Consider the following 23608-nt stretch of genomic DNA (forward strand, 5'->3'; position numbering starts at 1 on the left):
GTAAATGTAGTCCTGCCTGGCGGTAGATACCGGCCGGCATCATTTCGTATCCTTTTTCAGTCAGGTTCCTTTAACAGGTGCCTCGCAAAAACGGGGTAACCCTGAAAAAAAGAATGGCGGCTTTTAAGAAACAAAACTGCTGGTATTCCTTTTTTCAATATGATGATCAAAAACGTTTCCAGGTATACCCCAAATATAACATGGACGCGGAGTTTGCACAATACCGGCATACTATGATTTATTTATACCTGTTTTCAGGTATTTTTGCCGGCAACGATCATGTATACCCAATTGTTTTATATTTTGGCTTTATGAGAAGACTATCTTTCCTGATTTTCCTGGTTACAGCAACTTCCTGGTGCAGTGGACAGGCGCCTCCGCTGAATGAAAAGGCGCTTACAGACAGCCTGGAAAATGTATTGCAACGGACTACATCCGACAGTATCCGTGCCCGGGCACACTATTCCCTGTCGGAATACTGGGCTGTCAACGATTCGCTGAAGTCATCACAACACCTGGAAAAAGGAAAGCAATACAGTGGAAAGAATTCCTTCCTGCAGGCGCTTTACTATTACTATGAAGCAAATATGCTGAAGAAATCCGCGCCTGACAGAAGCCAGTCCGCCTTCCTGAAAGCAGATACCTTACTCAGCAGGTTTAACACTTCCGAAGCCTATTCTTTCCGGTCTAAAGCCTGGTACGACTATGGCGCTATTGCCCAACGGAAAGACGATTACAAAGCATTTGCAGATGTTTTGCTAAATAAGGCGATTCCGCTGGCACAACAGGCCGGCGATCAAACGGTAGTGGGGAAAGATTACCTGGCGGTGGGAATCGTTTTTAAAAATGCGGGACAGTTCGACAAAGCAGAAACCTACTGCCTGAAGGCGATAGAAACTTTCAAAAACGCGCACTCCCCTACGCATGAACTGGTAACTGCCTATCATACCATCGCAGAAAATTATTCGCTGTCGGCCCAGAATGCCAAAGCAAAGCCTGCGCTGGACAGCGCCTGGAAGCTGTTGGCGCCTTTCCCGGAATCTGAATACCTGTTGGATCATTATGCCGCCGAAGGGATGTATTATACCCTTGAAGGGAAATTCAAAGAGGCGCTTGCCAGCCTGGACAAAGGAATACAACTGGCCCGGAAGAAAGGTTTGCGTTATGAAGAGCAACGGTTACAAATGCAGCAGTTTTACGCTTATTTCAATGATAATAACTTTGTAAAAGCGAAAGAAATGGCCACGCTGCTGATGCAGCAGAATGAAACAATGAAGCTGGTAACTAACCGCCTCCAGTTGTTTTACGGGATGGCACTTACCTGCGAAAACCTCCGGCAGATGGCGCCCGCCTATACATGGATGAAGCGTTACAGTGAGCTTAGCGACAGTCTTACCAAAGCACAGCTTACCAACGATGTTCATGCCCTGGAAATAAAATTCCGGAACGCAGAGAAGCAGAAAGAAATAGATGCGCTGAAAGCCAAAAGCATCCAGGATGCGCTGCATACCAAAAATGCCCGGCTGGTAAACTCATTGCTGGGCGCCGCTATTGTCATTTTACTGGTGGTATTGCTGTTTGCCGTTTTCGTTTACCGCAGCAAGCAGAAACTGGCGGCGCAAAAAGAGCTAAGCTACCGGCAACACCTGCACGAAATAGAACAACAACAACAATTACAGTTCAGCCAGGCCGTGTTACAGGGCGAAGAGCAGGAACGCCGCCGGCTTGCCAGGGACCTGCATGACGGCCTGGGAGGCATGCTTGCCGGCGCCAAGATAAACCTCTCTGCACAAATTGAAGATACCTACTCGCAGGACCAACGGGCCGAACTGGAAAAGATCACGCTTCAGCTGGATCATTCTGTTACAGAACTCCGGCGCATCGCACATAATATGATGCCCGTTAACCTGCTGAAATTTGGTTTGAAGACAGCGCTCAAAGATCTCTGCGAATCACTCATGAATGACGCTACCCGTATTGACTTCCAGGACCTGGGAATTGAAGATACCCTCCGGGAAGAAGTACAGATCCACATCTACCGCATTGTACAGGAGCTGTTGTCCAATGCTATCCGCCATGCGCAGGCGACCAATATCATACTGCAATGCAGCCAGAACGACCATATCTTCTTTATTACCCAGGAAGATAATGGCAAAGGTTTTGACACGCAGGCGGCGGGTAAGGAGAAAGGCATTGGCTTAAGCAACATCCGTAACCGGGTGGGATTCCTGAAAGGAAAAATTGATATTGACTCTGCCGCGAACGAAGGCACCACCATAAATATTGAATTACATGTTGATTAATCCCGCTACACTCGCTATTGTAGACGACCATCCGATTGTACTTGAGGGACTGCAGAAGTTGCTCACGAATGTGAAGAGCATACAGATTACCGGGTGCTTCACTTCCGGAATGGCTTTTATGTCTTTCCTGAAAGAAAATAAAGTAGATGTATTACTGCTGGATATCACGCTGCCGGATGCCAACGGGATAGAGCTATGCCGGGAAATTAAGGCGCTGTCGCCCGACACACACGTACTGGCACTAAGCAATCATTCTGAACGCAGCATGATCCTCCAGATGATCCAGAACGGCGCTACGGGGTACCTGTTGAAAAATATTTCTTCCGAAGAACTGGTGGCCTGTATCCAGGAAGCACTCAGCGGAATGATCACTTTCAGCAAAGGCGCCAAAGAAATTATGGCACGCCCCTCCATCAGCGAACTAAAAGGTATTCCGCAGCTCACTAAACGGGAAAAGGAAATACTGCACCTGATAGCAGATGGTAAAACCACCCCCGACATTGCGCAGCAGCTTAACCTTAGCCCGTTAACCGTAGAAACGCACCGGAAAAACCTGATACAGAAGTTCCAGGTAAGAAATGTGGCCGCGCTGATTAAAATGGCTGCTCAACAAGGGCTGTTATAAGAGCTGTTTATTTATGCAGTCCTTTCCTGCGCAGATAAGCCAATAGCTTTTCAGGATAATCTGTCTGGATCACATTGGCAAAGGCCGCGTCTTTACGCAGCTGATCAAAACCGGCATCGTCTTTTTCTGATTCCAGTTTATCATACTTTCCCAAAGCGTTCATCCATACCCGTGTGCCGCCGGTGGTAATGCTTTTCACCAGGGAATCGGAGTAAAAAGAAGCGTCTCCGTGAATAACCGGGAACTTGCCCTGCTTCGCGGCCATTTGTTGTATTTCTGCTATTTCCGCCACACTGTGCGCGCGGGGCATTACCGGGATCTCCGGATTCCAGCTGTACATGGTGGGCGCTGTATGATGATCATAGATAAAGAACAGGACCTGTTCTTCCATTCCATGTGCCGCAATCTGGGCAAAGGCCTGCCTGGCTGCCGGCTCGCTTTCTTCCTTAAAATCTACATCTACAATAATTCTTCCTTTGGTGATCTTTAATACCTGTTCAAAAGAAGGGATAATCTCCGTGGTGGGTTTTCCTTTAAAAAGTAAGGGAAACTGCTGCAGTTCGTGGTAGGTATAATCCCTTACCTTGCCGGGTTTCCCGGTGGTGCGGGTAATGGTTTCATCGTGCATAAGCACGAGGATATGATCTTTTGTTTCATGCAGATCTATTTCCACGATATCAATACCCTGTTCAACAGCTTCCTTTACAGCCGCGAGTGAGTTCTCCGGGTATTTGTTATGCGAAGCACGGTGTGCCGCCACCATGATATGTTCCGGGTGATGTTTAAATTCGTCGAGGATAGCGTCTGCAGGCGTTTTTTGCTGTGCGGTTACCGGCAGGCTGATGGCACATAAGGTTGCTAATAATAAACGGTTCATCAGGTATTTATTTTTTTACAGCGATAGACAGGATGTTCCTGTGAAAGTATATTATTTCACAGAAGATCCCTACCGGCTTAATAAAAAAATAATCTTAGTAGTCATAGGTGTCGGTTGCCGGAAAAAATAGTTACATTATAGTGTATTAACACCCATCAAACAATAGCCATGAATATTACCACGCAGCGGTTAACTACGCATCACCTCGCCCAATTTATTGAATTGCTCCAGGTATATGAAGCGGTATTTGACATGCAGGACTTCCAAATGCCCGATAAGAGTTATCTCAAAAACCTGTTGAGCGGGGACCATCTGATTATGTATACCGCCATGCATGAAAATGCCGTTATAGGCGGACTTACCGCCTATGTACTGCCTTCCTGTTACGCACGCGCTGCTGATATATATGTGTATGACTTTGCGGTGCATACCGAATTTCAAAGAAAGGGTGTTGGCAAACATTTACTATCTGCCTTCGCGGAATACTGCCGGGAGAATAACTACGCCACGTTCTTTATACAGGCAGTAGCCACGGATGTACATGCCGTGGAATTTTACCGTGCTACCGGCGGTGCGCCGGAAAATGTAGTGCAGTTCACTTACACCGATATTAAACAATAAACGACCGTCCTTCTTTGTTCATCTCCTTCCGGATGCCATTTACCACATCTTCCAGGGCAACCGATGTTGATTTCCGTTCCAGCGCTTTCAGGCAGGCATATTGTACTACATTGATAATATTTCCGCCGGTGATTTCATACTTTTTCACTTTTCCGGGAATATCTTCTTCATCCAGGAACTTTACGTTTGGCGGGAAGGTTTTCTGCCAGATAGCCGCCCGCTCCCGTTCTCCGGGTACCTGGAATTGTATGATGGCATTGAAGCGACGGATAAAGGCGTCGTCAATATTATTTTTCATATTGGTAGCCAGTATTACCAGGCCATTAAAATCCTCGATCCGCTGCAGCAGGTAAGATACTTCCTGGTTGGCGTATTTATCATGTGCATCCCGTACGCTGGTGCGTTTTCCAAACAGCGCATCTGCTTCGTCAAAAAAAATGATCCAGCCTTTATCTGCTGCCTTTGCAAACAATGTTTCCAGGTTTTTTTCTGTTTCCCCGATGTACTTGGAAACGACCATCGACAGGTCAATTTTATATACATCCCTGCCGGTATATTTACCGAGTAAACTGGCCGTAAAAGTTTTGCCGGTACCGGGAGGTCCATAGAACAATGCGCGGTAGCCTTTCTTCAGCTTATGTTTCATGCCCCATTCATTCATCAGCTGATCGTTGTGATGCAGCCATGTTTCCAGCTCCCGGATCTGCACCATAATGGATTCATCCAGCACCAGGTCGTTCCAGCTAAGCTCCGTGGCGATGAGCCTGGCGGGGAAGCTCATGCTGAAATGCGGCCTGCCGGGTTTTCCTTTTATAAAGAGATTTACATAGTCGATGTCCATCATAATACGGGCACTCATCAGTGGTTCTCCTGCCTGTACATCTTCCAGCCATAATATTCTTTTGAGTGCAAATTCATGATCGGGTTCAAACAGCTCCTGTACTTCCAGGCGTTTTTTCCAATTGGTGCCCGCCAGCAGGAAAAGCGCTGTTTCTCCGGTGGGCAGGAAGCCCCGGAATTGTTTGCCGCGTACACCGCCTAATTGTGGAAATTCGCCTGCCTGTGGCAGGAATTGCTGGATAGCCGTGTCGTAAAATTCCGGCAGGATATGCGGCACCAATGCTATCAGCAGCAGGGTGAGTTCTTCGTCGCTCCATTTGTTTTGCTGCATGGCTTCCGGCCGTACAATTTGCCAGGTAGTCCTGTCAGGTATAGCAGGCGGTTTGGAAGGCGTGCCTTCTTTTTTAAAGTAGACACCCAGCTGATAGTTGATCAATGCCTGCAAATAGGCCAGCTCCGGCGCCGTGGCGGTGGTTTCGGCGATGGGTACCGCGGTTATTGGCTGTTTCGCGGTTGTTTTTTTTGGAGATACCTTGTTGTTAATCTTACTCATATGTTTGTCCCTCCCGGTTGTGTAGCGGATTTTTCTTTAGCAGCGCCCTGTTGTACCACATGTGTAAGTTCATGTGCCAGCAGGTGTTTGCCGTTACTGGTGTCAGGATTATATTTTCCTGCATTGAAAAAAACATCATTCCTGTGGGTAAATGCCTGCGCACCCAGTTCTTTGCTCATTTGTATGGCGGAGGTGCCCGTATGAATATTTACGTGGCTGAAGTCTACCCCGAATTTATGCTGCATTTCGTGTGTTGTTTGCCGGCTCATGGGATTGCCTTTACCGGCAGCACTTTCAATCTGCGCAGAGAGCTGCGGTGTGGCGGAACTGCTGCCACTACCGCCTCCGGTGGCTTCGGATTTTTGCACCTGGCCTTCTTCCTCGTGTTCACAGGCGGCGCATTTCCGTTGCAGTTCGGGCTTGGTTTGAATATCTTTATCTCGGCGCATGCGGGCATCGTTGGTGCCCAGCTTTTCTTCTGCTTCGGAAGTAGCCAGCCGCTGTACTGAGCTGATATCTTTTTTCTGTACTACCGGGCCGGCGCCGCTGCCACCGCTCACCACCTTATCTGCTACCGAATCGGCTTCCCGCTCAAATGCGTCTCCGGGTGTGTTGACGGATAATTTTGTCTGGAAGAAAGTACTTTCTTTCTTCTGTTGCACGCCGCTGAAAAAGGGTTCTTTTGCGGAAGCGGCGGCGGGTAAAGACTGTTTACTATCAAACATAACCAACTATTTTATTCTGCTTAGAAAATCTTCTCCCAGCCTGCGATAATCTTTTGCGCCATGCGACACCGGATCAAAGCTGAAAATATCCATTCCTGCTTCCTGTGCTTTGGCCAGCTGTATATTGGAACGGATATAGGTATCCATTACTTTGCCGTTGTACTCTGTTTCCAGTTGTTTCAACACCTGCCGGTTCATGGATTTCCGGTCGTCGTACTTGGTTAAAACAATGCCGAGCACTTCAAGGTTGGTGTTCAGCTTCTTTTTTATATTCTCAAAATGATACATAAAACTGCGAACGCCTTTCAGCGGAAGAAATTCTGCCTGTAGTGGCAACAGTACGTAATCGCTGGCTACCAACGCATTTACGGTAAGCATGCCAATGGCGGGCGGGCAGTCGATCAGGATAAAATCAAACTGTGGCAGCAACGGTTTCAGCATCCAGCTGAATACCTGTTCACGTCCGTACATGCCCACCAGTTCCAGTTCTGCGCCTGCCAGGTCCAGCGACGAGGGTATGAGCATCAGTCCGCAGGGCGATGTGAGTATCACCTGCGACAACAATGCCTCTTCACCTGCGATCTCTTTTTTCAGTGCGGTGTACAGGTGCTGGGGCGGGTCTTCTGCATATCCTAGTGCCTGCGTGAGATTCGCCTGGGGATCGGCATCCACGAGCAGCACCTTTTTACCTGCCTGCTGCAAGGCGGCAGCCAGGTTAATAGCGGTGGTGGTTTTGCCGGAACCTCCTTTCTGAATAGCCAACGATATTACCGTCATAAGAAATCAGTTAATCATAATGTTCCGTTGAAAAAATACTTTGCTTTTTCCCATACGATCCTGCCTACTTTTTGCCCGAGATATTGCCCTTCCTGGTTGCTGCGCGGAAAATGGATTCCACCGTATAACCGCGACAGTCCAGCTTGCGCGGCTGCTTCCGAAAATGTATTCCAGCTTAATGAAATATCGCGTGAAGGCGTATAACCGGGTTCTGTCAGCGAACCACCTTTGCTGCATAATACGGTGGCGCCCAGTTTATCGCCACCGGTAAACTGCGCCATGATATAGGCCGCGGCGCTGCTAAAGGTGCTATGACCGGAAACATATTCTGCAAAGGGCGGCGTAATAGCGGCCGGTGGCTGAAATGGCAGCCACTCCTCTCCTTTTATTTCCTTAGTACCTTGCCCCGGACCGCCCCAGGCTTTTATTATGCGTCCTTTGTATACATAGCGCACGGCTGAAACCGGGCGTACGGCATCATAATGCCGTTTACTTTCCCAGCAGGCAATACTGGCATCCAGCATTGCATTGCTGAGGGCAAAAAATAGTTTCAGGTCCTGGTGATTACAATGCTGATCCCGGTTAGATACATACTGTGCGATCTGGCACCAATGACCTGGCGGCGTTACGGTGCCGGGACCATCCCACCAATATTCCGCGATTACTTTTTGCAGGTCGGTGAGGCCGGCACTGATCGCTATCACCTGGTCTACCTGCTGCTGAAACTCGGTACTACCGGGCAGGTAAGGCACCGGCGGACGAAACTGTGCCGCGTACTGCAACGCAAAAGGATGCACCAGCGACCAATGTGACGTGAGGAACTGTTGTGATTTAAAATGACCATTGCCGTCCGGAACAAGCAGTGGTTGCCAGCGGCCCGGTTCCTTCAGCTGCTCCGGTGTGTTCACTGGTTTATATCCTGTATAATCCGACCAGGCAGGCATTTGCAGGGTGCCATAAGCGTTGGCACCATCTCCCGCAAAGGCTTCCAGTATACAACGTCCTGCGAGGTTACCGATACCCGCTGCATTGGAAATATCCAGCGTGGTGATGGCGGGGTCATAGTCGAGGTGCAGCATCATATCATGAAACATGTTTTTATTTTCCGCGGGTAAAATCAACCGGAATAGTTCCGTGAGCACGCGGAAAGCAGCGTAGCTGTATGCTTTGCGTTTATAGGCAGCTTTGTGTTCTTCTTTAGGCCGTTTAATATAAGCGCCGGTGGCGGTACTGATGGCACAGGGGTTGTAGGCCGTCCACGCATTGTACATGGCGGTGTGTACCATAGCCAGTGCGCGTGCGGCCAGTGATGGTGGAAGTGACGAGCAGCGGATCGCTTCCACTGCCAGTTGGTTCCATTGCACTACGAGTGTTGTCGGGGTTGACATATCATCTTTTCATTTTATAATAATGTAGTAATTCTGACGACTGCACCGTGCATAAAAAACGCCAGCAACCGGTTGTTGTCTGCTGCCACGGAGAAGATAGCGCCCGGGGCTTCTACCTGCTGCTGTTCATGGGGTGCGGCGGTATTGATAAGAAACGTTTTACCTTCAAAATCCACCGCTATGATGTATTTGCCGTCCGGTGTAATGGTGGCATCATTCCAGTTTCCTTTCCAGCGGTTTATTTCTTTTCCTGCCGTAGTATCCCAAAGGCCGATGTGATTGTATTGTAACAGCAGCAGTTGTTTTTCATTTGCTGTCATTTCAATTCTCACGGCGGGCAATTGTTCCGGGATGATGGTGGCTTTAAAAGTTGCCTTATCGAACACGCGGAACTGCGGCGTGCCTGCCAGTATCCATTTATCGCTGATATACAACGCTGCCACCGGCAGGTTGCTGTCTTCCCAAAGAGTTTGCAGCAGGCGTCCTTCCTTATCCAGCAGCAGCACCTTTGCGGGTGGCGGGCCTGGTTTGCCTATCCACTGTACTGATACGGCCACGACGCTGCCATCGGGCGCCCATGCAAACACGCTTGGCGTATATTCATTACCGTGAGATACCTGATATTGTCCGCCCGCCGTTCTGATAACTTCCTGCATGCCCGGGATTTCGTGCCGTACGTTGGCAGCCAGGTCGAGGACACCGGCGCCCCAATACAGCTGATCGCCGATGAGCGTTGGAAAGCCCGGCTGTGGCGTATCCGTATGATGTTGCAGCAACGGCTTGTCTTCTTTCCATACCGTTACCTGGTGCAGGGAGGCAGCTATCGAATAGTTGTCTTTGAGCACCAGTTTGTTGCCACCGTTACCTGTCAATGTTTTCCAGTTCTTCATTTTTCTTTTTATCATTTTGTTTCCGGGAGATGTGCAACTGCTGCACTACTTCCTATAACAACATTTATTCACGGGGTGTTTGTATTGGTTTATTGCTATGGTGGTGTAATCTGCGTTTTATCCACATACCCCAGTTTGCCGTTGAAATCAAATGCAGCCCATGCACCGGTGAAGCCGGCTACCTGTAAAAGATCACCCGGTTTTACCCAGCCAATACCTTTGTGTTTTGGACCGGGACCTCTGAACACGGGAAGTTTTTTCAGTGCCGTTACTGTTGCGATATATGCTTTCTGATCAATGAGTAAGTTATTAAATCCACGTCCGGGGATGCGTGCATTGGCCAGTGGCCGGTCGTCGCCCGGTTTATCGGATCTTGGCGCCAGGCGACCCAGTGGCCCGAGAATTTCATCCGGCTGGCGGCCGGCCAGTTCTGCTGTAACGAGTGCCGACAGCTTGGGACCGGTTGCTGTATTTGAAATCTCATTTCTGAAGAATGCTTTTACAAAGGCATTTGCCGGTTCGTTGTGCAGCCATGCCAGTGCAAGCCTGATCCTTCCGGACGTGTGCGGAGCTGCCGGAGCAAACAGTGTAGCATCTGACGGTTTAATAATTGCTACGTCGAGATGTACTTCCATATGCCGCACAAAATCGGATGGTACACCTTCCAGGAAAGTTACGAATGCTCCTGCTCTTGCAGGATCAAAGTTGAGCCATGCCTGTTCCATCAAAAATCTGCCAATCCGTTTCTCCGTATCTGCTGCCACTATCATTGACGGCGTTTTGAGCATTTCGTCGTAGATCTCTGCCGCAAATGCAAGGCGGTCGTTGATCCAGCCTTTGAAGTGCGCAACTGATATACCATATTTTGTTCCGAAACCGGCAAGGAACGGGAACTGCGCTACCTGGGCAAGTTCCAGCAATTTGGCGAGGCTTACCGGGTTGGGGCCCAGTCCCTTCAATGCTACCTTTACAAAGGCTACTACGCATTCATCCCACCATGATGTAGTGGCTATTCCCATTCTGTTATTCAACAGCACGGTGGCTGTTGCAGCATTTGCAGCCGCTACTTCCACTGCCGCCCTCATGACTCCTTCCGGCTCACGGCCTACAGCCAGGTAAGCTGCAGCGGTACCAAAAGCCTGCGGATCAAAAGGATAATCGATATGAAGATCATTGCTGACAGGATCTCTCAAGGTGGTTGCTGAGAGTCCTACGGATGCACGGGCTCCTTCCACCTGCACCGGTTTTCCAAGCGCTGCCGCCCTTTGCTGTGTGTACTCTACCACATTTGGATTAGCGGCCAGATATGGCGCTACATTGGCCGCGGCGGTGCCTGTAGGGACCGGGTGTGCCCCAACAAGACAACCCGCAAATACGATGCGGGCAGTGGCAGGATCAAGATTATTGATCAGCACATCCAGCAGGGCCTTTGTTTTTAACTTTTCCAGAGGTTTGCTGATATCAAGACTTTCAGAGTTGTAGTCAACACGGCCTTTCACAACGTTTGGTAAACTTGTACCCGCCAATTCAAGACTGTGCGGCGAACCATGCCCTGCGATGATCACCTGTGCGATCTGAGAGCCCTTGCCGTATGTAGCAGCAATTTTAGGTACTTCTTTAATAATATCAGCGATCGAATTTTGACCTTCCAGCATCAGCACCAGGTTCGGTGAGTTGATGATCACGTCTTCAAATTTCGGCGCCGCATCCTGGAATGCGCTGGCATCGATACCGGTATGAATGATAAGATGCAATGGAAGTAGCTGCAGCCTGTTGCTGTAATTAGCCACCAGCTTATTGAGCGCCGGTATGCTGAAGCGATGCAGGTTCCGTATTCTGCCTTTCAGGTCGGAATAAACGGATGGCGAAAGACCTGTGAACATATTGATCATCTTCTGGAATTCCGCTCCCCTGGCACCTGCGCCGGGAGAATACCCTCTTTGCAGGTGAGGCTGAAAGTCTTTCCAGTAATCTTTCAGGTTCGTCAGTAAAACGGGTCTTGCCTCTACATCTATCAATTGCAGTTCAGACACTGTTTCGTGCAGCACTTTGCCGCCAATCAGTTTTTCCAGTTCCAGCATGGTTTTGCCCAATGCCATTCGCCGCGCTACCGGCGGCGTAGTGTTTAGTATTATTACCGTGTCGCCCTGGTTACAGCCGTTACCAAAGGCGCCCAGCTTTGTCCATTCATCCGGCGTCAACGGAATCAGGTCCTTAAGTTTTAGATCCGAGGCGCCAGCCAGTATATGAGGCCCCTCGTCTATTTTAGCGATCATCTTCCACAATGCTTTCCGGTCGGCTTCTATTAGTGTACTCTCGGCAAACCAATCGGCCCGGCGGCGTATGTAGCTGTTGAATTCATCCAGCGACATACCTGTGTTGGCGGCTGTACCGTCACCGAGAAGTTCCACTTTATTCGCCAGTTTAAATTTGGAATACGCATAGGCCAAAGGCGCGCGGGAAATCATCTGCGCCGGACTTTGCTGCACTACATGGGTCAGCTCATGCGCCAGCAGGTGTTTTCCTTCAGCGCTGTCGTTATGCTGATTGGCGCCAAAATAAATATCCGTTCCATGTGTAAAGGCTTTTGCCTGCAATTGCCGGCTCATATCCGCAGCGCCTGCATCTTCATGAATACGCACGCCGCTGAGGTCTGTACCAAAGGCGCGGCTCATTTCTTCATTACGGCGCGATGGCAGCGGCGCTCCGTTACCTTTACTTTGCGACAGCTGTTGTTCTACCGCTGGTGTTACATCCGGTGTTGCATTAGCAGTAGCTTCGCGTTGCAGGGTGCCGTCTTCTTCTCCATGCAGCTCTTTCCGCTGAAAGAAAGGATCTTTCACGGGGGCAGGGCCAAAGAAGGGTCCTTCCCGCTGCTGCGGTGCAGAGGATTTTAGTCCGGGTGGTTGTATCTGTGTATTTGCTGCTGCCACTTATAAAAACTTTTATTCAATCGTTTCATTGGGTTTGCATACGTTTTCCCTGGCGGAAAACTGTTCTGATCTTCTTACATATCTGCAGGTAGGACCGGCATAAATAGCTTCCAGGTTCATTCCCGGCGCCATGCCCGGCTGCCAGTCACTTACCACAGAAATAGGCGCCATCCCGCTTACAGACTTCTGTTTAATATTCACGTCTTCCGATCCGGCCACACTCCAGAAGGCGTGGTTTAATGGAATGAAAGCCCCCATCTCCCTAACACCAAGTATTACGGTAAAATCCATCAGCCAGAAATAATTGGTGAGATGAAAAGGACCCGTTTTTGAGTCGGGGTAATGCAGTGGGAACGCTGCGCCCGGCCGGTCCCTGATGGCTACTTTTCCCTGAGTGGTGCCGGGGCCGGAGTTAAACATACTGAGGCCATCAATGGCAAAATGACTGGTAGCATTTTCCAGATCCTTACAGGGCAACAGGTTACAGTTGCCATAATCCAGCAACAATGTGCGGCCTGCATTATCGCTGTACTGCGCCATGAGCGTATCTCTTGTGAGCACCTGCGAAAAGCCGACGCCGGTACCTCCCAGCGAAGTAAGTGTGATATCTGCCGATGCCTTCATGGAAAAATGGTTCCGGGCAAAAAAGTTATCCTTTTCGTTAAAGGTGGGCTTAGGTGTAGGCACTCCCTGCTGACCAATGAACAGGTTTTGTACCTGCACATCTACCCAGGGTGGTAATTTATTGACTACGGGTGTGGAGCGGAACAGAAAGAGTTCTACTCTCCTGTTGCGGGCCTGGTTTTCCGGCGATGTTTCCGGCGCCATACTCCTTGGAGTGGATGTATTATCTATCACGATCCGGCTGTCGGGAATTTTTTTAGCGATGAGAAAGTCCCGGATGATGCCAGCCCGTTCTGCCGCCAGGGCTTTGTTACTGTCTACATTGCCGGAGGTGCTGGCAGCTCCCTGCAGTTTTACTTTCAGTGCGCCGTCTTTTTTCAATACCTCTACCCAGCGATCGGCTACTTCGTTTAGCCGTTCACGGTGGGCGGCGCGCATAGCTGCTTCTCCCACACAATAATTCCAGAAAATAAGCTCATTACTTTCTGATTTGCCGGCGGATGTGTCTTCCACTCCAAATACCTGTCCCGGGTTATCATTGGCCCATTTGGATTCAGGTGTGCTGCTGGCTTTACACGCATCCGCCACGGCAGCAGCGGGCGCAGTGTCTTTGGCTTTTGCATCCGCCGGTTGTAATTGCAGTGTATTATCTCCAGGTTTACTAAAAAAAGATTCCCCGTTTTCAGCTTTGCTGAAAAAAGGTTTATCATTTTCTGCCTGTTTGTTTTTAACGTTTTTCGGAGATTTTTTCATGCAATTACTATTTAAGTCGTCTTCATCAGGGTGTTGTACACGGGTATCCGTAAGGTGCGGGATTCAGCGAAGTGCGTTGTCTTACGGGTTCCCATACGTAATCAAATGAAGGTGTTGTAAATGGTACGTTACAGGTGGCGGGGCAATTTGGTTTGTTGCCGCCGGACGCCACGCCTGATGGTCCGCCGTTATAAGTAGCGCTTGCCCAGGCGATAGGATCCATCGGATTTTCATGATCGTATAGCTTATAGGCGGTGATCAGCGCCACCATAGAAGCATAAGAGAAGGCGCCGCTCAGCAGGCCGAATGGCGGCGGTAAAAATCCGATAGGAGAAATAAAGCCGTTGCACAACCGCATCATGATACCGTAGGTACCGTAATTTACGGTACCGGATTTCCAGCAGCTGCTGCCTGTTTGCACGGTGTTGGAACATACGTCGTCTGCTTCATGCAGCGGATCACGGCTCCAGCAGGGATCCCCGGCTGATCCCGGCACACCGCATGGCGGATGATAAGGTCCTTGCTGTGTCCAACCGGCAGTATTCAGGAATAAGCCGAACGTATCAAATGCGTCTTTATTAAGTTGCGGTCCGCCGCTGCCCATAATCACAGGCTGTACGAGATAACGGCAGGCATTCAATTTATCTGTGAATCCCCAGCTGTTGAAATTACTTTGTACCTGCGCCCATACCCGTGCTATTTCTGAAGTAACATTGGGACCGCACTTTCTTTCAGGAACAACGGGAGGCGTTGGACCCGGCGGTGGCGGCGGTGGTACGGGCACTACCGAACTGATAACGGCTACCCTGTTGGCCACCGGATCGGTACGGGAGAAGTGATTGGTTTCCCCATGTGCAAAAATGGAAATAAACCCGGCGCCAATACCGGGGCTGCCATCAGTTGGAGTAATCATCTCGTCCCTTACTGCCTGTGCACGGTGGCACGACAGCCCCCAGTTGAACGCATCAGTGCCATCCACACTGGCAAAGCCATCTATCCGCACGGTAGCACTGGCCCCGAGGCGATGCCAATTGGCCGCAAATCCGCTGATCAGCCGCTGGTTAGCAGGCGATAAACCGGAAGAAGATACCGTGAACGGATAGCTGTCTTCCACCCTTGGCGCACTGGTATCTACGGGACAGGCTAATCCTGCGGGCACCTGCGACAGGTCCCCGTGTTCTTTTACCGGAGCTACCTGCCGTGCTATGCCTGTTGTTCCCTGTCCTTGTTGTAAAGTATGTGTAAGCTCATGCGCCAGCAGGTGCTTACCGGTGCTGCTGCCCGGAGCATATTTTCCTTCGTTAAAATAAATATCATTGCCGGTGGTAAATGCCTGTGCATTCAGTTGGCGGTTAAGTCCTGCCGCGTTGCTGCCAGTATGGATCTTTACGCTGCTGAAATCTGCGCCGAAAGCGCCGTTCATTTCCTGCAGGGTATCTCCTTTCAATCCTTCTCCCTTTCCTTTGGTACTGTTGATATTACTTTCTACTGTTGTTGGGGAGATGGCGGCCGGAGAGGTTTCCTTCCGCTGCACGTTGTTCTTCTTTTCTTCTTCTTCGCAGTGAGCACATTTACGCTGAATAACCGGCTGGAAAAACGGTTGCGCCGCGGGCTTTCCCCAGAAAGGGGTTACTGCCGGCTGTTTAAGGCCGGAGGCGGGGGCTCGTTGTATATTTGCGGGTGATAATGTTTTTGTACTCATGCGGATGTTGTCTTTCTCAGGATTTTATATTGAAGCGGATATTGTCTTTCTCGCTGATTACGCTGATTATACTGATTTTAAGGATTTTGTTTTTGGGAATTTTTATTGATTTAGGAAGCTTATCGCCATTGTACGTGTAGTGGTATTTTCATCCATTTTAGTTTTATGATGCTGATGTTCCAGGGCAGGCGATCCAAAAGGATGTCGATGGTGTCTGATTCCATTTGTAACTGATGCTTATCTGTGCCGGTAATCAATCTTCCGGGGCGTTGCAGGAACCCTTCCCGTAGCCCGTCTGCAGAAATACTTTTTAATGCTTTCCAGTGGCTGATGGCATTTTCCATCAGTCCGTCGGCTTCTTCCATGGCTTCTGTTGTTGGCGCCAACTTGGTATCCAGTGGCCTTTTCAGCGGCCAGCCACATAATAATTTTGGCAACACCACTTCAAATTCATCGGCTTCCGTTTGCCCGGTTGCCATGTAGTGTAACAGCATAATGGCCTGCTGCTTGCAGGCGGCATTGAGGAACTGTTTACCATCCGTCCATTCCAACTGACGGAACAATGGCTGCAACCAGTGATGCAACAGGATGATCCCCGCATTTACCACGTAAAAAGTTTTGGCGCCGGTAGTAGTCGCTGATATTTCTTCTTCAGATGTATCTGTGTCCGGTTTGGCGGAAGCTTCATTGGCTAATGGAGCAGCGACCGGTTCTTTTGGCAGCGCTGCCGCTTGTTGTATGTTGACGGAGGTAGCTGCGACTAATACTTTATCCCAACCATTATTACCGCATACCGTTATCAATTCCTGTAGCTGCGTAACAAATACCGGCTGTTGGATTAACAGCTGATTCATTTGTGCAGATTCACTTACAGTTGGGTTCTCTGCCGCCTGTAATAACAATGAATGCCAGCACGTCTGTTCGAAGGCACGGCGGTTCATTCCATCGCTGTGCGCGAGTTGTAACAGGCGATAGGCATCATAAAGCTGGTGCATTACGGGCGGCCAGCTCGTTTGTTTTCTGGCAGTGATGATGGCCAGCAGCTGCGTAATAAATTCCGGTGAATGCTGCATCAGGATGCGCGGGAGATAATCCCGGTTGTTCAACAATTGCTGGCGCAGCGAGGTAATTGCCTGGTGACTGGTAGCCAGCACCTGTAATACCTGCTGGTACCATACTTCATCGGGCCGTGACGCATTCCAGGGAAGCGTGCCATGTTCCATGTAGTAGCACCACTGATCAAAAGCGTGTTCCGGCAAGGATTTACGCGGTGTTTCTTTTACATGGAGCGTGGCTAGTGCAGCGGTCATTTTCTCCAGCAGCAGGGCCACGTAATGATCATTATTAAGATCGGCCGCCTTGATTTTTCCAAGGTCAATTTCAAGACGATCTATATAAATAACCGTGTCGCCGCTGCTATGACTATCGAACAGCTTTTCCAGTGCAGGAATGATCTTGTTCCAATACAGCGCTGTTACCTGGTGTTGCCAGGTAAAAACAGTGTCTTTGTTATGCACTGTCAGCAGGAGTGTTTGTTTACGGATCTTATGCAACATGATTATTTATTTCATCCATCGCAGGCATTGTGTTACGAGGCCTTCATTTTCATCAGAGACCAGGTCTTCCGGTTTCCAGTCTTTTGCCAGCGCCGCCAGGTTGATTCCTTTGTCTTTCATTTTGCGCAGTGTTTGCTGCAGCTGTTTCTTTTCGTGAGCGGCAATGCTTACCGGCACCCGCAGCAGCAGCTGATCCAGGCAAAGCCAGGTGGCGTTGCGCAGCAGCAATGCCTGTTCACTTGCAGCGGCTTTTTTCCCGGCAGGCATATTTTTTAGTAAGAAGTCGGCCAGCGTGCTGTACTTATGCATATTCAGCGGGCCTGCTTCCATAAATTTGCCGGTGCGGTCGTATGCTTCCGTGTCTACAATATTATCGGCATCCACCGGCAGGATCTGTTGTTTGTATTTTGAAATACGCTGACGGCCTTTCCGGTCGCGCAGCAGCACATCTTCCGGGGAGTTGCTTCTGTGCGTGGCAGCAGCCGGCGACGCAGGGTCTTCCACCAGTTGAGGCGACTTTGCCGCTGCTAACTGCGGCGATGTTGTTGCCGGCGTGCTACCCCGTTTGTTTGCCAGGATCCGTCCGGGTGGCGGCGTGGTTTCATTGGAAAGACAATCAATCTCCTGCATGTCGCAGTTTTTACGGAACAGGCGATTGATCCAGTCGCCGAAGTCAGATTCAGGTAGCCTATTTTGCCTGTTATCATCAAAGCAGGATGGGGTGATCTGCTGGCAATCGGGATCCGTATCGGTATCAGGTACCGCATCCATGATGCCGGTTTGCCCGAAGAGGTAACAGATGAGGCAGCACTGGATATGCGCGTCATCACCACAAACAGGTTTGCAGGCAAGGTGCTGCAACCAGCGGCGGTAAAGGGTTTCAAACTCGCAGAAGCTGCGTGGCCGCAGCCATAATATATTCAGCAGCACATGCGCGGGCGCTTCTTTCCGGAGCAGGTTTTCCATCATCGCACGGGTGCTGGTATTGCGGAAACGCACGGGCCATCCGGGCAACACAATGGTGGCTACAAAAGAATAGGGATCTGTAAAAGGAACTACGGTCGTTTTAAATACCGCATCTTCCGGATCCACATCATAGCCTACTACTTCTTCTTCCCAGGGCAGCCTGCAAAGCGGCTCCGGCTTTACCGGCAATAAACACTGGCAATCATCCTCTACGCGCGGCCGGAGCAGGATGTGTTCCACCACATGCATGCCTTCATCATTAATGGCTGCAGCCGTGCGGTCAATGGCATCTTCCATGGCAGGCAGTGTGGCATAACACTGCGGATTGACAGCGAGCACATAACTGCTGTCTACCAGTTCAATACCAAACGGGCCACAGCCTTCTCCCAGAGAGGGTTTGTAATTACCGGGGATCGACAATGCCGCGCAAAACCGGTAAAATCCACGGATAGCCGCATTCAGGCACTCATATTGTTCTGCGCTTTCCCAGATGATGGCGCCGGGTTTACGCACCGGTGGCGGCGCATCACAGGCGCATCCGTTGTTTTCATCCGGCAGGGGCTCTTCGGGAATGAAATCATCGTGGTACAAACGGAAAGAATAAGTATAGCCGAAGGCTGTTTTTACACGGCGTGCCGGGTAATAAAGCGCACCTTGCTGCATTTTTGCTTTCCATTCTTTCAGGTCATCCGCCGACAGCACAGCGTCGCCTGATGGTTTGAAATAGCCGCTCACAGCGCTGCCGTTCAACAGCTCAAACCGGTTGGCAGTGGTGTTCAGCGAGTAGTTGCCGTCTTTCCACAATAACGATAATACTTCAAACAGCCAATCGTCCTGTGCCCTTTCAGCATTGACAGCCGACGTATATTGCTGCCCGGATATTAAGATCACTTCTCCGCCTGCCATCAACTGTAGTTGGAAATAGTTACCGGCGTAATAAGGTTTTACTTCCAGCGATACCTGGCAGTTTTTACCGAGTTTCAACCCGATCATTTGTAATTGCTCCAGATATTTTGCCCTGATTTCTTCTGTGTTGTATTCATAGGGATGTACTGCCAGCCGGTAGCCTTTCTTCACGGCGTTAAAACTATAGCAGCCATCATCTTTTACATATCCATAATACGCGCTGTTGCCATGGCGGGTAGCATCGAGCAATAGTTCCAGCCCGGTGTACACGTAATCTCCATTGGCGTTTTTCGTAGCGCTGCCCCAGGCATCTTCCAAAGAATTATACTGTTGTACACTTTCCAGCAGCACTTCATTCATGACCACCTGGTAGCGGCAACTGGTTTCATTGAGCCGTACGCCGCTGTTACCGGCGTACCGGGCCAATGCCAGGAATAATTTCAGCGCTTCGCTGGCGGCGGCCATATCTGCAAAGCCATTGCAGAGTTTCCAGATCTTTTCCCTTTTGGTAATATCGTACAGGCTTATCCGTAGTTGCTGCACATTGCTCAGCCAATGATAAGGGAAGCTTCGCATGATATGCGGTACAACGTCCAGCAGCGGCGCTTTTCCGCCGAATTGTGTAATCGTGTCTGTGGGCACAATAGCCAATGGAATTGTATCCGTTACCGGGTCTCCTTCCAGGATAATGCTGGTACCCCAGGCTGCGGGGTTGCCTGCCAGATGTACCAGTTGCAGGTATTGCTGCCGGAAGGCGGTTAATGCTTCCGCAGCAGATTTGTAAGCCTTGTAACTGCGAAAGTATTCCGTTTCTGTTTTTGGATAGATAGGTGAATGATAGTTCTTCTCAATGCCGCGGATCACATAATAGTAGTTAATTGCCTGTGTTTGCGGATTTTTCACGCAGGTAACCACTTCTTCTCCCCCCATACATATTTCCAGGTAATCGATTCCCTGCTGGTTGCGGCTGCGCAAGGCGGCCAGGCGGTCGGTTGCCGGGGCTTTGGCAGCAAAGGTTTTAGGGAACCTGGCAAAGCAACCGGTTTTATTGATTACGCGGTATACAAAGGCGCCTTCCGCGCTGGCTGTTGTGCTATGAATATAGGAATCGATATCGGCAGGAGCGGCGCCGGTTCTCAGCTGCGCGAGTGACAAAGCATTCTGCAGTTTACCGGCTGCTGTTGCCGTGGGCAGGATGATCTTCTTATTCAGGCCGGCATGCAGTAAAACGGGTTTGGCGCCCTTTTCTGCTTTCAGTTCCAGCTGGTCCAGCGATGCAGTGAAAGTATCCATCTCTGTTTTTGCCAGCTCTTCTGTGGCATATTCTTCTTCGCTGTTGAACAGGTACGGCTTTCCTTCCATGCCCTGCAACTGCACTTTGTATTTCCATGCAGCAGGCTGCCTGGAATAAGATACCTGGTATAACTGCGCCTTTATAAGCTGTTGTATATGCAATACGGTATTATCTGCCTGCAGCTCTTCATCAAATAAGGCCGGGTGCATGGCTTTTACGTTGCTGCGTTCTACCAACACTACTTCATACCTGCCATCGGCGGTTTGCCGCACCAGGTAGCCTGCGGGAGTGGCCGCCAGTTGCAGGAGCAGGTGAAATTCTTCGGTTGCCTGCTGTTCATTTTTCACCGCCGATGCCGAAGTAAACATAATAAACGCATCTTCTTCGATGCTGATCTGCACTTGTAATTTTCCGCCTTTCTGCTGGATATTATCTGCCTGGAAGGCAGCAAGATTGATAAAGGTAGTGTGGGTGGCATTTACGGGTAACAACTGCAATGCCGGCAAATCTTCTGTTGGTGGAATGCTCCAGTCGTCTTCCTGTACTGCTGCCAGTAAATCGTCGGTAGCTGCAATGGCCTTCTGCTGATCGGGGAATGCCTGGTTTGAATGTAGCAGCGGTTTCCCGTCGGGGCTGGTCACTTCAATAAAATGATCATACCGGCTGATTTCCACGGTACCATTCAGCGGCTGTTGCGTAAAATGTTCCTGTAACTGTAACAGGCGTGCCTCCCGCTCTTCCGGCGTAGTGGCCGGAGATGCCAGGTATGCGTTGCCTGCCAGCAAAGGCACCTGCAAGCCAAATTTTCCCTGCACGGGATCATCTGTGCGGATAAGATGCTCCGGGTGTTTTAATTGTTGCGCAAGATGCACCAATGCCGCAGATGCATCTTCCTTTGTAACGTAGTTACTTGTTCTGAACAGCACCTGGCTATCTGCATCTTTTATTTCTGCATAAAAAAATGTTTCATAAGGTCCAACAATAAAAGGGCACAGGTAATGACGGTCAGTTTTCTCTATGCCAGCTAATGCACTTACCCGTTGTTCGTAGCCGGAAGTATTGGCCGTATTCCATTTATTAACGCGGTAGTCGTAAGCCTTACCGCGGTTCCTGCTTAATTTATCATAGGAAGAAAGAAATTTTGCTTTGGCGCGCAAACCCTTCTCTGCAGCCTTCTGCCGGTCGCTGATGCCATATAACACCAATGCATAATCGGTAAAAGTTTCTGCGAAGCGGCTGAGCAGGTGATTGAGCATGGTTTCGCGGCGCTGCTGATACAGGGCTTTGTCTTCCACAATCTTTTGCAGGTAGCCCTGGTAGTCGGCCAGGCTGAATACCACGTCGAAGGCATACTGCTCTTTGTTAGCTGCATTTTTAAATCCGAACGACCGGAGATTTTCCGGGTATGCTGCCAGGAAGATGGCGGATTGCGCAGCTTCCTTTGCTTTTTGCTGGGAGGGATAATAGCGGCAGCCGAGCAATACATATTCCCTTCCGGGAGTGGCTATCACAAAGCACCAGCACCCATCGCCATAAAGATAAGTGGTAATGTTAGTGGTATTATCCTGGTGGCTCATATCCAGCAGCAGCTGTTCCACCGCGGTATTCCGTGCAGAAAGATAATCGAAGCTGTAGTATTTGTTACGCCAGCGCTGGATCACATCTTTCTTAACGGTAACGCCTGTATGCAGTTCATTGAGCAGTTCTTTTCCAACCGGCAGCATGAGCGTATCATGCTGTTTCCAGCCCAGGTCAGCATAAAAGCCGCCCTGCTGAAAACGCAGGAGTTTGTCGAGGTCCGGAACGTCGGTAACAGCGCCGCTGAAATACGTTTGTGCCGGCGCATCCGGCGACATAGAGAACAGGTCGCGCAGGTGTTGCAGCTGCGCCAGGTAATTGGATAACAGCTGATCAAAGAACAGCAGGAAGCCTTTCAGCTGCCATGCCTGCACTTTGCGCTGCGGCGACGCATCGTTACCCAGCTCCCCGTTGCCAATGCCGTATACCCGTGGAAAATCACGTTGCAGGGAATAGTAGTTGCCCAGGTCTTCCCGGTAAAAACCAGAAGGCACCGCATGATCAAGATATGCGGATGACTGGTCGTACCACACTTTGGTGCCGTTGAGCAGGGAAGCGTTTAAATATTGCTGCAGGTTGGTGCCATCAAAAGTGAAGGTGGCGCTGCCGCGTTTAAACACAAAGCGGCTGTATACCAGCGACAGCAGCGGCAGGTGGCCATCCAGCAAAGGCAGTATCCAGGCGGTGCCGTTTGTGCTGGCAACGGGCGTATGGTCGCCTGTAACATAGCCGGCTATACTAAGACCGGAAATGGTGGATACTCCCGGCACTTCGAACATTACGTGATATACATCTGATACGCGGATTTCGCGGAGGGGTTTGATCGCTTCCAGTTCGGCGGTGTCAATGAAACCATGGCTCCCGGCTGAATAGGCTCTTCCCGCAAAAATTTCTTCCATCGTTACCTTCTTTTCTTCCAGCATCTGTTGCAGGGTATAAAAAGTAACGCGGGGAGAAAAGAGGTGATAAAGCTGAAGTACCAGTTCGTTGAGCACAGTGGTTACATCTGCATTTTCCTCGAGCTGGATTTCTGTGCATACGCCAATTTCTTCATGGCACAGAATGGTGATCCTATAAAAGTCTTCACACAAATTGCGGTGCGCCATTAATGCCTTGCGAATGCGTTCTTTCAGGTCGGCCAGCGCTTTTGCTCTTTCCTGGCTGTCGTCCGGCAGCGTTTCCGGTTCAATGAAAATATTATAAAGCCCATTCAGTTCCAGCAGGGAAATATCTTCATTGGTAGCCGCCAGCTGCGGGTTGCGGCTGCGGCACTCCAGGCCTTCATCGCCAAACCAGTGTACTTCCGGCGGAATGTTGGTAGCAATTTCCAGCCATGCGTTCCTTACGCCATCGATATCGGTGAGCAGTTTGCGGTAGTCGGTGATAGTAAGCGGGTTAACCGTGAGGATCTTTGCCGGCGTAAAGAAATTATCTTCTTTCCCGGTTCCCGCAGGGTTCATGGTGAGCAGGTCTTCCAATGGCAAACTGGTACGGTAGCCCATATCCAGCAGGGAGTAACACAACACTTCCAGGATGGTGATGCCCGGATCGTGCGCGTTGTGGTCGGTCCATATTTTGCCGGAGAGTTTTCCCAGGTAGTCGATGCCTTCACTCCGCAACTTTTCGAAATCCAGTTCCGGTGGAAAAGCAGGATCATTTTTAATGATCACGTTCTTGGTATTTGTGTCCTCAGCCAT

General features: G+C 50.0%; 14 protein-coding genes. 3 read left to right on the forward strand and 11 right to left on the reverse strand.

Annotation, left to right across the window (positions count from 1 at the left end; genetic code table 11):
• Nucleotides 1–77: 77 nt before the first annotated feature.
• A complete protein-coding gene (locus QFZ51_RS20105) occupies nucleotides 78–2303 on the forward strand; it encodes a tetratricopeptide repeat-containing sensor histidine kinase (protein WP_429048316.1) in 2226 nt (741 codons plus the stop codon).
• Nucleotides 2293–2928: a response regulator transcription factor gene (locus QFZ51_RS20110; protein ID WP_429048317.1), complete on the forward strand. Its 636-nt coding sequence runs from the start codon at nucleotides 2293–2295 to the stop codon at nucleotides 2926–2928. The genes QFZ51_RS20105 and QFZ51_RS20110 overlap by 11 nt, the downstream gene beginning before the upstream one ends.
• Nucleotides 2929–2935: 7 nt before the next feature.
• Here QFZ51_RS20110 and QFZ51_RS20115 read toward each other — a convergent pair whose 3' ends face one another.
• On the reverse strand, nucleotides 2936–3805 hold the full coding sequence (locus QFZ51_RS20115; RefSeq protein ID WP_429048318.1) for a glycerophosphodiester phosphodiesterase family protein: 870 nt from the start codon (nucleotides 3803–3805) through the stop codon (nucleotides 2936–2938).
• 168 nt (nucleotides 3806–3973) lie between these two features.
• Here QFZ51_RS20115 and QFZ51_RS20120 point away from each other — a divergent pair, with 168 nt between their 5' ends.
• The gene (locus tag QFZ51_RS20120; RefSeq protein ID WP_429048319.1) at nucleotides 3974–4426 is read left to right on the forward strand and encodes a GNAT family N-acetyltransferase; all 453 of its coding nucleotides are present in this window, start codon (nucleotides 3974–3976) and stop codon (nucleotides 4424–4426) included.
• Here QFZ51_RS20120 and QFZ51_RS20125 read toward each other — a convergent pair.
• From QFZ51_RS20125 to QFZ51_RS20170, 10 genes are all read right to left on the reverse strand, one after another.
• A complete protein-coding gene (locus QFZ51_RS20125; RefSeq protein WP_429048321.1) occupies nucleotides 4416–5819 on the reverse strand; it encodes an ATP-binding protein in 1404 nt (467 codons plus the stop codon). The genes QFZ51_RS20120 and QFZ51_RS20125 overlap by 11 nt on opposite strands.
• Nucleotides 5816–6544, reverse strand: a complete 729-nt coding sequence (locus QFZ51_RS20130) for a DUF4157 domain-containing protein (RefSeq protein WP_429048323.1) — start codon at nucleotides 6542–6544, stop codon at nucleotides 5816–5818. Before QFZ51_RS20130 ends, QFZ51_RS20125 begins: the two co-directional genes overlap by 4 nt.
• A gap of 6 nt (nucleotides 6545–6550) precedes the next feature.
• Nucleotides 6551–7321, reverse strand: coding sequence for a ParA family protein (locus tag QFZ51_RS20135; RefSeq protein ID WP_370910758.1), 771 nt, complete (start codon nucleotides 7319–7321; stop codon nucleotides 6551–6553).
• A gap of 14 nt (nucleotides 7322–7335) precedes the next feature.
• Nucleotides 7336–8709, reverse strand: a complete 1374-nt coding sequence (locus tag QFZ51_RS20140) for a DUF6851 domain-containing protein (protein ID WP_429048325.1) — start codon at nucleotides 8707–8709, stop codon at nucleotides 7336–7338.
• 14 nt (nucleotides 8710–8723) lie between these two features.
• Nucleotides 8724–9599, reverse strand: coding sequence for a hypothetical protein (locus tag QFZ51_RS20145; protein ID WP_429048327.1), 876 nt, complete (start codon nucleotides 9597–9599; stop codon nucleotides 8724–8726).
• Nucleotides 9600–9694: 95 nt separating this feature from the next.
• Nucleotides 9695–12532, reverse strand: a complete 2838-nt coding sequence (locus QFZ51_RS20150) for a DUF4157 domain-containing protein (protein ID WP_429048328.1) — start codon at nucleotides 12530–12532, stop codon at nucleotides 9695–9697.
• Nucleotides 12533–12544: 12 nt separating this feature from the next.
• Nucleotides 12545–13909, reverse strand: coding sequence for an OmpA family protein (locus QFZ51_RS20155; protein ID WP_429048330.1), 1365 nt, complete (start codon nucleotides 13907–13909; stop codon nucleotides 12545–12547).
• A gap of 25 nt (nucleotides 13910–13934) precedes the next feature.
• Nucleotides 13935–15611 carry an eCIS core domain-containing protein gene (locus QFZ51_RS20160; RefSeq protein ID WP_429048332.1) on the reverse strand — a complete coding sequence of 559 codons (1677 nt, stop codon included), beginning with the start codon at nucleotides 15609–15611 and terminating at the stop codon, nucleotides 13935–13937.
• Between the two features lie 119 nt (nucleotides 15612–15730).
• The gene (locus QFZ51_RS20165) at nucleotides 15731–17167 is read right to left on the reverse strand and encodes a contractile injection system tape measure protein (protein ID WP_429048333.1); all 1437 of its coding nucleotides are present in this window, start codon (nucleotides 17165–17167) and stop codon (nucleotides 15731–15733) included.
• A 6-nt stretch (nucleotides 17168–17173) separates the two neighbouring features.
• Entirely contained in the window at nucleotides 17174–23608 is a 6435-nt protein-coding gene (locus QFZ51_RS20170) for a hypothetical protein (protein ID WP_429048334.1), read from the reverse strand.

The organism is Chitinophaga sp. W3I9, assembly GCF_050434025.1.
Lineage (GTDB): Bacteria > Bacteroidota > Bacteroidia > Chitinophagales > Chitinophagaceae > Chitinophaga.

Coding starts and splice junctions, on each gene's coding strand:
- QFZ51_RS20110 (WP_429048317.1), top strand. CDS start 2,293: ATGTTGATTAATCCCGCTACACTCGCTATTGTAGACGACCATCCGATT.
- QFZ51_RS20115 (WP_429048318.1), bottom strand. CDS start 3,805: ATGAACCGTTTATTATTAGCAACCTTATGTGCCATCAGCCTGCCGGTA.
- QFZ51_RS20120 (WP_429048319.1), top strand. CDS start 3,974: ATGAATATTACCACGCAGCGGTTAACTACGCATCACCTCGCCCAATTT.
- QFZ51_RS20125 (WP_429048321.1), bottom strand. CDS start 5,819: ATGAGTAAGATTAACAACAAGGTATCTCCAAAAAAAACAACCGCGAAA.
- QFZ51_RS20130 (WP_429048323.1), bottom strand. CDS start 6,544: ATGTTTGATAGTAAACAGTCTTTACCCGCCGCCGCTTCCGCAAAAGAA.
- QFZ51_RS20135 (WP_370910758.1), bottom strand. CDS start 7,321: ATGACGGTAATATCGTTGGCTATTCAGAAAGGAGGTTCCGGCAAAACC.
- QFZ51_RS20140 (WP_429048325.1), bottom strand. CDS start 8,709: ATGTCAACCCCGACAACACTCGTAGTGCAATGGAACCAACTGGCAGTG.
- QFZ51_RS20145 (WP_429048327.1), bottom strand. CDS start 9,599: ATGAAGAACTGGAAAACATTGACAGGTAACGGTGGCAACAAACTGGTG.
- QFZ51_RS20155 (WP_429048330.1), bottom strand. CDS start 13,909: ATGAAAAAATCTCCGAAAAACGTTAAAAACAAACAGGCAGAAAATGAT.
- QFZ51_RS20160 (WP_429048332.1), bottom strand. CDS start 15,611: ATGAGTACAAAAACATTATCACCCGCAAATATACAACGAGCCCCCGCC.
- QFZ51_RS20165 (WP_429048333.1), bottom strand. CDS start 17,167: ATGTTGCATAAGATCCGTAAACAAACACTCCTGCTGACAGTGCATAAC.
- QFZ51_RS20170 (WP_429048334.1), bottom strand. CDS start 23,608: ATGGCTGAGGACACAAATACCAAGAACGTGATCATTAAAAATGATCCT.